General features: G+C 68.7%; 7 protein-coding genes. 2 read left to right on the top strand and 5 right to left on the bottom strand.

Going from position 1 to position 9,355, the window contains the following annotated elements; genetic code table 11:
• Window positions 1-273 precede the first annotated feature (273 nt).
• Window positions 274-1,536, top strand: a complete 1,263-nt coding sequence (locus IEV93_RS13380; RefSeq protein WP_188490163.1) for an MFS transporter — start codon at window positions 274-276, stop codon at window positions 1,534-1,536.
• On the opposite strand, the gene dnaE is transcribed toward IEV93_RS13380, so the two are convergent.
• From dnaE to lspA, 4 genes are all read right to left on the bottom strand, one after another.
• Entirely contained in the window at window positions 1,526-5,068 is a 3,543-nt protein-coding gene (dnaE, locus tag IEV93_RS13375; protein ID WP_188490162.1) for a DNA polymerase III subunit alpha, read from the bottom strand. The two genes, IEV93_RS13380 and dnaE, sit on opposite strands and share 11 nt — an antisense overlap.
• 202 nt (window positions 5,069-5,270) lie before the next feature.
• Window positions 5,271-5,993, bottom strand: coding sequence for a hypothetical protein (locus tag IEV93_RS13370; RefSeq protein WP_188490161.1), 723 nt, complete (start codon window positions 5,991-5,993; stop codon window positions 5,271-5,273).
• Entirely contained in the window at window positions 5,983-6,909 is a 927-nt protein-coding gene (locus IEV93_RS13365) for an RluA family pseudouridine synthase (protein ID WP_188490160.1), read from the bottom strand. Before IEV93_RS13365 ends, IEV93_RS13370 begins: the two co-directional genes overlap by 11 nt.
• The gene (gene lspA / locus IEV93_RS13360; RefSeq protein ID WP_229705178.1) at window positions 6,902-7,426 is read right to left on the bottom strand and encodes a signal peptidase II; all 525 of its coding nucleotides are present in this window, start codon (window positions 7,424-7,426) and stop codon (window positions 6,902-6,904) included. The genes IEV93_RS13365 and lspA overlap by 8 nt, the downstream gene beginning before the upstream one ends.
• A 106-nt stretch (window positions 7,427-7,532) precedes the next feature.
• Between lspA and IEV93_RS13355 the strand changes: the two genes are divergently transcribed.
• Window positions 7,533-8,543: a hypothetical protein gene (locus IEV93_RS13355; protein WP_229705085.1), complete on the top strand. Its 1,011-nt coding sequence runs from the start codon at window positions 7,533-7,535 to the stop codon at window positions 8,541-8,543.
• 115 nt (window positions 8,544-8,658) lie between these two features.
• On the opposite strand, the gene IEV93_RS13350 is transcribed toward IEV93_RS13355, so the two are convergent.
• A complete protein-coding gene (locus tag IEV93_RS13350) occupies window positions 8,659-9,177 on the bottom strand; it encodes a WKL family lipoprotein (protein WP_188490158.1) in 519 nt (172 codons plus the stop codon).
• Window positions 9,178-9,355 lie beyond the last annotated feature (178 nt).

Below are 9,355 nucleotides of genomic sequence, written 5' to 3'. Positions count from 1 at the left end.
GTCCGCCGGGTCTCGGGCTTGTCAGCAAGGGGCTCTCAAGCGACTCTGAGCGGATTGTGGACAGGTTAGCGCGTGCAAGGAGTTTTGTCGCGCCCAAGAATCACCCGTGCACGAAAGTCGCCGCAAGCGAGCCGGTGGGCGATTGCGCTGTGTGCCAGCGTGTTCAGAATCGACCGAAGACACACCGCGATGACCGGGGTCACGTTCGGTACGCCAGGTGATCTGCCTTTCATCACGTCAGCGGTCCGCGGGCCTGCCCCTCATAGTGATCCGATGAAACAGGACCGGCGACGGATCGCCGTCATCGCGGCGGGGATGGCGGTGGAGGGATACGACTGGGTCACCTTTCTCGCTCTGCTCCCCTACATGACCCGAGCGCTGGTGAACGACGACGAATCCGGACTCACCGTGGGCTTCGCGATCTTCGCGGCCGGGTTCGTGTCCCGGCCGTTCGGGGCCCTCGCGCTCGGACGACTGGCCGATCGACGGGGCCGCACTCCGGCGTTCGTCACCTCGTTGTGGATCGGGGCCGGTGCGACGACCGGCATGGCCATCACCCCCGACATCGACGGGGCCGCGTGGGCAGCGCCGTCGCTACTCTTGATCTTCCGGGTGGTCCTGGGCGCGGCACACGGTGGCCAGGCGGCCGTGGTCAATGCGCAGATGTACGAGATGCACACGCCTGGTTCACGACTCGACCCGTCAGCGCTGATCTACGCGATGGCCGCCTGCGGGAAGGTGGCGTCGCTGACGGTCACACTGGCATTGATCGCCGGCCTCGGTCGCGCGGAGATGACCGGGTGGGGATGGCGGATCCCCTACGTCGTCGGGGCGGTGGCGGGTGTGGCGCTTGCGCTCGCCGCGGCGCGCGGTGTCGACCGCGATCGATCGTCCCGTGTCGATGCCGCCCCGCCCCTGCGACGATCGGCGGTGCTGACGCGGATGGCGGCGGTCGTCGCGCTCACCCTCGGCACCACCCTGACCTACAACATCTGGATTGCGGGCACCGTGCCGTACGCGGTCGCTCACCTCGGGGTCAGCGAATCGACCATGGTCTCGACATCTCTCGTGCAGACGCTCTGCTTTGCGGCACTGGTGGTCTGCGTCGGGCGGTCGATGCGGCACCGATCCCGCACCCGCCTCCACATCGTCTTCGCTCTCGCCAACGTCGCCGTCTGCCCGGCAGTGCTGTTCCTGACGCGACCGACGACCACCCTGGTGAGCTACCTGGTGGGGACGACACTCGCGACGGTTGTGCTGGCCGGCCTCTGCGCGACGTTGCCCGCGGTGATCAGCGCCCTGTTCCCCCGCGCGATCCGCGGTGCGGGCAACGGTCTGCCCTACGCGGTGGCCGTCGCCCTCGTCGGAGGGACGGCGCCGGGACTCCGCGAGGCGCTGTCGGCCGATTACGCGGTGTTCGCGCTCTACGCCGCGACGGCGTGTCTGATCACCGCAGCGACCGCAATCATGATCGGCCGTCGGTCGGCCCGGGCCCACGACCCGGCGACCCACCCCGTCGTGGCGTCTACCCGCTGAGACAGGTGGGTCCGAGCAACGCCTTCAGATCACCCATCAGCGCGGAACTCGGTGTGACCCTGAGGTTGTCGTCGAGACGCATCACCGTCGACGACTCACCGCTGATGAGCCGCACGTGCACGTCCGAGGTCCCTGGGTGCCGGATGAGGACCTGCTTGAGCGCGGAGACCCGGTCCTGGGTGCACAGGCGCGTCGACAGCGTCAGCGCTATCGGCTTGGCCTCCCCCACGTGTGAGAGGTCCGGGACGGCGAGGTCGTTGGCGCTGATCATCATCGAGTCGTCGCGCAGGTTCACGCGCGCCTTGATGAGCACCACCGCGTCGGCGACGATGTCCATCCCGTAGGTCTGGAACGCGCGCGGGAAGAAGTAGACCTCGACGCCACCGACCATGTCCTCGAGGGTGACCACCGCGTACGGCTCGCCCTTCTTGTTCACGCGTCGGGTCACCGCGGAGATGATGCCGCCGATGATGATCTGCGCGCCGTCGCTGACGTTGCCCTCGAGCAGGGTGGTGATCGAGGTGTCGGTCTGCGCCGAGATGACGTGCTCGATACCGCCGAGCGGATGCCCGGACACATAGAGGCCCAACATCTCCCGCTCGAGCGCGAGCTTGTGCTTGGAGTCCCACTCCTCGTCGGGGACCCGCACGGCGAACACGTCTTCGACCGGTCCGTCGCCACCGCCGGTGTCGCCGAACAGGTCGAACTGCCCGACCGCCTCGGCCTTCTTCGTCCCGAGCACGGCGTCGACCGCGTCGACATGGACGAGGAACAGACCCTTGCGCGGGTGGTTCAACGAGTCGAAGGCTCCGGCCTTGATCAGGGACTCGGTGACCTTCTTGCTGCACGCGGTCACATCGATCTTGCCGAGGTAGTCGGAGAAACTCCCGAAGTTCCCCTTCGCCTCGCGGGCGGCGAGGATCGCGCTCACCACGTTGCTGCCGACGTTGCGGACCGCGACCAGACCGAAGCGGATGTCCTCACCGACGGCGGCGAAGTTTCGCTGCGATTCGTTGACGTCGGGCGGGAGCACTGTGATGCCCAGCTTGCGACAGTCCGCGAGATAGATTGCGGCCTTGTCCTTGTCGTCACCGACCGACGTCAACAGACCGGCCATGTACTCGGCCGGGTAGTTGGCCTTGAGGTAGGCGGTCCAGTACGAGATGAGTCCGTACGCCGCGGCGTGCGACTTGTTGAACGCGTAGCCGGCGAACGGGAGGATCGTCTCCCACAGCGCCTTGATGGCCGCCTTGGAGAACCCGTTGGCGACCATGCCCGCCTCGAAACCCTCGAACTCCTCGGCGAGGACCGACGCCTTCTTCTTGCCCATCGCGCGGCGCAGGATGTCGGCTCGTCCCAGCGAGTAACCGGCCACCTTCTGCGCGATCTGCATGATCTGCTCTTGGTAGACGATCAGGCCGTACGTGTCACCGAGGATCTCCTTGAGCGGGACCTCGAGCTCCGGATGGATCGGCGTCACGATCTGGCGATCGTTCTTGCGGTCGGCGTAGTCGTTGTGGGCGTTCATGCCCATCGGGCCGGGCCGGTACAGCGCGCCGACGGCGACGATGTCCTCGAATGCGGTGGGCTGCATGCGCTTGAGGAGTTCACGCATCGGGCCACCGTCGAGCTGGAACACACCGAGGGTCTGTCCCCGTGCCATCAGGTCGTAGGTCGCGCTGTCGTCGAGCGGCAGGGCGTCCATGTCGATCTCGATGCCGCGGTTGTTCTTGATGTTCTCCAGCGCGTCGTTGATGACCGTGAGGTTGCGCAACCCCAGGAAGTCCATCTTGAGCAGACCGATGTCCTCACACGACGGGTAGTCCCAGCCGGTGATGATGGCGCCGTCCTGCGCGCGCTTCCACACCGGGATCGCGTCGGTCAACGGCTCCGAGGACATGATCACCGCGCAGGCATGCACGCCCGCGTTGCGGATCAGACCCTCCAGACCGCGTGCGGTCTCGTAGATCTTCTTCACGTCGGGATCGGTCTCGATGAGCGCGCGGACCTCCGACGCCTCGCCGTACCGCTCATGGTCGGGGTCGGTGATGCCGGCGACCGAGATGTCCTTGGCCATGATGGGCGGCGGCAGGGCCTTGGTGATGCGGTCGGCGATCGAGTACCCCGGCTGCCCGAACTGGACGCGGGCGGAGTCCTTGATGGCCGCCTTGGTCTTGATGGTGCCGAAGGTGATGACCTGGGCGACCTTGTCGACGCCCCACCGTTCGGTCGCGTAGCGGATCATGTCGCCGCGGCGGCGATCATCGAAGTCGATGTCGATGTCGGGCATCGACACACGCTCGGGGTTGAGGAACCGCTCGAAGAGCAGACCGTGCGGGATGGGGTCGATGTTGGTGATACCCAGCGCCCACGCGACGAGCGATCCCGCGGCGCTACCGCGACCCGGGCCCACCCGGATGCCGACCTCATGGGCGTGCCGGATCAGGTCGCCGACGACGAGGAAGTAGGCGGGGAACCCCATCTGGATGATGACGTCGAGCTCGTAGTGCGCCCGATCGGTGTAGTCCTGCGGGACCGGGTTGTCGGCGAAACGCTTGACGAGGCCGGCGGCGACCTCCTTGCGCAGGAACGTCTCCTGGGTGTCGCCCTCGGGCACCGGGAACACCGGCATCCGGTCGCGCGGGGCGAAGACCTCGGCGTAGCTCTGGACCCGCTCGCCGATCTCGACGGTGTTGTCGCAGGCGCCGGGGATGATCGAATCCCACTGCTCGCGCATCTCCGCTGCCGACTTCAGGTAGTAGCCGTCGCCGTCGAACTTGAAGCGGGTGGGATCGGACAGCGTCTTGCCGGTCTGGATGCACAGCAGCGCTTCGTGGGTGACCGCGTGCTCTTTGGTGACGTAGTGGCAGTCGTTGGTCACGATGGGCTTGATGCCGAGCGCCTTGCCGATCTCGAGCAGGCCGTCACGGACCCGACGCTCGATCTCGAGGCCGTGCTCCATCAGCTCGAGGTAGAAGTTCTCCCTACCGAAGATGTCCTGCCACTTGGCTGCGGCCTCGAGCGCCTCGCGCTGGTGGCCGAGGCGCAGGCGGGTCTGCACCTCACCCGACGGGCAGCCGGTGGTGGCGATGATGCCCTCGGAGTACTGCGCGATGATCTCGGCGTCCATCCGGGCCCACTTGCCGAGCTGGCCCTCGATCGACGCCAGCGACGACAGCTTGAACAGGTTGTGCAGGCCCGTGGCGTTCTCGGCCACCATCGTCATGTGCGTGTAGGCGCCACTACCGGAGACGTCGTCGCTCTTCTGGTCGCGATCGCCCCAGAGGACGCGCTTGGTGTCGAACCGGGAGGCCGGGGCGATGTAGGCCTCGATACCGATGATCGGCTTGATGTCGTGTTTCTTCGCGACGTTGTAGAACTCGCTGGCGCCGTACATGTTCCCGTGGTCGGTCATGCCGATCGCGGTCATCCCGAGGCGCTTGGCCTCGGCGAACATGGGCGCGACCTTGGCCGCACCGTCGAGCATCGAGTACTCGGTGTGATTGTGCAGATGGACGAACGAATCCGACACTCGTGGACCTCTTCCGAGACAGTTGCGGGACCGCCCGCCGAACCCGCCGCCGAGAGGATGCCCCCGGCGACGACGTAGGGACCAGTTTAGGGGTGGGCACCCACAGACGGTCGGCGCCACACTCCAGCGAACGCCGGGCAATGCCGACACACCGCCGACACGCCGGTCCCGGCGCGATGACGTGGCCGTCCGGGGAGGGTGCTCAGCGTGTGGGGACGGGCGCGGTGTCGGCGACGGGCAGGAACCGGTCAGTCTGTTCGGGCAGCAGCGCGACCACCGCGAACCGCCCGCCCGCGGCGTCGGCGGGCAGCACCTGCACGCCGCGGACCAGCGGCGATGTCGCGACCTCGCGTAATCGTGGGCCGGTGCCGCGCACGACCATCGCGACGATGCACGCACACCCGGATCGCAGACGGTCGACGGTGACCGAACTCACCTGCTGGTCTCGGGTCTCGACGGCGCCGTCGGCCCCGAGGGCGGCGTCTCCGGCGACCTCGGCGATCGCGTTGACCCGGGCGGTCGACAACGATCCGCGATCGCCGGTGACCGCGGCGAAGGTCGACGGGGTGGCGACCCCGGTGATCGGTACGTGGAACGCGACCTGTGACGCCGCGGTGCCGTCCATCAGCGACCACGCCCGGTCGTCGTTCACCGGCGTCCGCAACGAGATCAGCGCCCAGCGCGGTCCGGCGCCGACTCGATCGAGACCGGCGGCGGCGGCGTCGAGATAGGCGGGCACACTCGCACCGTTCTCCGGCCCCAGACGGTCGGAGGTGATCGCCGAGCGTTTCGGCGGGTGGGTCGCGCCGAGCGCGTAGAGCCCGGCCGTCACCGCGACGACGAGCACCAACGCGACCACGATCGACCGGGTCAGCCCGGCGTGACCGGTCTCGGGGTCCGACGGCGGCGGCGGTTCACCCGGCACGCAGGATGTCCAGGGCGCCGCGGAGATCGTCCGGGTAGGGACTGGTGAACTCGACCCGCCGTCCGTCGGCGGGATGGGCGAACGACAGCGCCCGTGCGTGCAACCACTGGCGTTCGAGGCCGAGTCGGGCGGCCAACACCGGGTCGGCGCCGTAGGTGATGTCACCGCAGCAGGGATGGTTCAGGGCGGACAGGTGCACCCGGATCTGGTGCGTCCGACCGGTTTCGAGGTGCACGTCGAGCAGGCTCGCCGCCGCGAACATCTCGAGGGTGTCGTAATGGGTGACGCTGGCCTTGCCCGCCGAGGTGACGGCGAACTTCCACTCGCTGCCGGGGTGGCGGCCGATCGCCGCGTCGACGGTGCCGCTCGAGGGGTCGAGATGGCCCTGCGCCAGCGCGTGGTATCGCTTGTCCACCGTGCGTTCCTTGAAGGCCCGCTTGAGCAGGGTGTATGCGCGCTCGGAGGTCGCGACCACCATCACCCCGGAGGTGCCGACGTCGAGGCGGTGCACGATGCCCTGGCGCTCGTGGGAACCGGAGGTGGAGATCCGGAAACCGGCCGCGGCCAGACCACCGATGACGGTCGGTCCGGTCCAGCCGACCGACGCATGTGCCGCGACGCCGACCGGCTTGTCGACCACGACGATGTCGTCGTCGGCGTAGATGACGTCCATGTTCTCGATCGGCTGGGCGGGGTTCTCCAGCGGTCGGGCGGGTTCGGGCAGCGTGACCTCGAGCCAGGCGCCGCCGACGAGGCGATGCGACTTCCCCACCGCCGCACCGTCGATGCTGACGTCGCCGCCGTCGGCCAGTGCGGCGACCGCGGTGCGGGACAGACCCAGGATGCGCGACACCCCGGCGTCCAGACGCATGCCGTCCAGACCGTCGGGTACGGGCATGGACCGGCTCTCACGCATTCGGCGACTCTCGGGTGGGTGTGGTGGACGGGGCGGGTTTCTTGCCGGAGATCCGGGTGCCGTCGAGTTCGACCCCGAACAGCGTCAGAGCGACGAGCAGGACCGCACCGCAGACGACGGCCGAGTCGGCCACGTTGAACACCGGCCACCAGCCCACCGAGACGAAGTCGACGACGTGGCCGCGCAGAGGCCCCGGCGCCCGGAAGAGCCGGTCGACGAGGTTGCCGAGCGCACCGCCGAGGATCAGGCCGATGCCCAACGCCCACAGTGGGGACCGCAGGCGGCTGCTGTAGCGGATGATCCCGATCACCACGGCCAACGCGACCACGGTCAGGACCCAGGTGTAGCCGGTCGCCATCGAGAACGCGGCACCGCTGTTGCGCACGAGTCGCAGCGTGACGGTGTCGCCGATGATCGAGATCGGACGCAGCGGGTCGATGACCGCCACGACGACGATCTTGGTGATCAGATCGAGCAGAAGGATCACCGCGGCCACCGCGGGCAGCAGCGCGATCATCCTCGCCGAACGTGCGGGGGCCTGCGGATCGGGGCCCGCGCCCACTCCGTCCTGGTCATTGCTCACGCCACCATCATCCACGACGGCCGCCGCTAGCCTGATCGGTGTGTCCCCCGCCGCCACCCTCCGTGTCCGTGTCCGTCGTGTCCGTGTCCGTGCCGTCCGTCGCCACCCGGCCCGTCTCGTCGCCCTGTGCACAGCACTCACCGTGGTGGCCGGCTGCGGTTCCGGCGCCGCCGGCGACGACGCCGGGACGTCCTCGTCGGCCGCGCCGCTCGCCGGCTGCAGCACCGAGTCCACGGTCAACGCGATGGGGGCGTCCCTGCTCCCGATCCCGCCCGCCGCGGTCACGCTGATCGACGCCGGCGCCCAGCCGACCGCGGTGGCGACCGGGTCACCGGACCTGGCGCGCGCGCAGAACGTCCGCCTGGTGACGACGTCGGCGTCGAGCAGCACGAGTCAGGGGCAGCCCCGCAGCGACACCGCCCAGACGGTGGATCTCCCGCTGACCGCGCGGACCCTGTGCACCGACCCCACCGACGTCGAACTCGAACTCGGCGCGGCGTCCTCGCCGGATCCGGACCTGTCCAGATCGCTCGCGGCCGTGCGCGACTCCAAGGCCGGTCTCGCGGTCGCCGGCGGTTCGGTACCGATCTCCCTGCGCATCGTGCCCGCGCAGGCCGCCGACGACGCGGCCCGATCGGCGGTCGAGCAGTCGCTGGTCCAGGCGTTGCAGCGCAGCGTCACCCTGCCCCGCGAACCGATCGGCGTCGGGGCGCGTTGGCGTGCGGTGCGGACCATCGTCGGCGCCGCCACCGTCACCCAGACGATCACCGCGACGCTGCGCGAGCGAGTCGGCGACACACTCACCGTCGACGTGCAGGTCGAGGAGGAGCCGGTGGACTCGGTGTTCCGCATCCCCGGCTCGACCCAGACGCTGACGATCGCGTCGTTCTCGATGAGCGGAACCGGATCGATGACGATCGACCTGTCCCGCGGCCTGCCGAGCGCGGGCGAGTTGACCGTGCGCGGGGGTCGTTCGCTGGTCGGCGCCGACCCCGCCCGCCCGCTGGTGCAGCAGACCAGCACCGCCATCCGCTGGGAGACCATCCGGTAGGGACGAGGGTGGGCACGCGCCCGATGCCCGATGACGGACGACCCCGACACGACTCTGCCCCCGACACCATGGGCGTCGGGGGCAGAGCGTTGTCCGGTGGAGCGGTGCGTCTAGATCACGCGGCGCACATGGCGCTCTGGACGTTGTTCGCCGTCAGCAGCGGGCAGACGGTGGTCTTGGCCAGCTTCCACTTGCCCTGGTCGTAGACGATCGCGGCGTCGACGGTCTGCTCGGGGACGTTGGGCAGCTTGACCTTCACCTTGACCGTGGCCTGGCCGCTACCGGTCGCGACGACCGGCGGCACGAGCTGGTAGGTGATGTCGGGGTTGTCGGCCTTCGCCTTGACCAGCTTGTCGAACAGCTGCGGGTCGGCCGACGAGCCCTGCACGAGCTCGGTCTTCTCGGTGTTGGGCACGTTCGGGTCGAGTGCCGTCTCGAGCAGTCCGTTGAGGGTGGAGGCCGTCGGCGGCTTCGAGGGGTCACTGACCCCGCCGCCGGAGCTGGTGGCCGAGGAGCTGGCGACCGCGGACGTGCTGGGGGTCGGGGTGTCGCTCCCACTGTCGTCACCGCAGGCGGCGATGGACAGGAATGCGGCGACCGCTAGTCCGGCGGTGGCGATCTTCTGCAGCTTCAAGGATTGTCCTCTTCTCGTGTTCTCCCAGGTGACTGGGCCCGACGTCGGTGTCGGGGGTGGTTCGACAAACGGTGGTCACACCGCAGAGGGAACGCGTCGTCAACGCGCCTCACCCCCGTGGTTCGCAGCCCACTATGCCAAACCGACCTGGCCGATTGCGACCGAGCGCTCTGCGAAG

This window comes from Williamsia phyllosphaerae (assembly GCF_014635305.1).
In the GTDB taxonomy this organism is placed as follows: domain Bacteria; phylum Actinomycetota; class Actinomycetes; order Mycobacteriales; family Mycobacteriaceae; genus Williamsia_A; species Williamsia_A phyllosphaerae.
The sequence above is the reverse complement of the archived record's forward strand: the minus strand, read 5'-3'. Positions and strand labels throughout refer to the sequence as shown.

Bases quoted from the DNA above. Each gene is read 5' to 3' on its own strand.
- IEV93_RS13380 (WP_188490163.1), top strand. From the start codon at position 274: ATGAAACAGGACCGGCGACGGATCGCCGTCATCGCGGCGGGGATGGCG.
- IEV93_RS13365 (WP_188490160.1), bottom strand. From the start codon at position 6,909: ATGCGTGAGAGCCGGTCCATGCCCGTACCCGACGGTCTGGACGGCATG.
- lspA (WP_229705178.1), bottom strand. From the start codon at position 7,426: ATGATCGCGCTGCTGCCCGCGGTGGCCGCGGTGATCCTTCTGCTCGAT.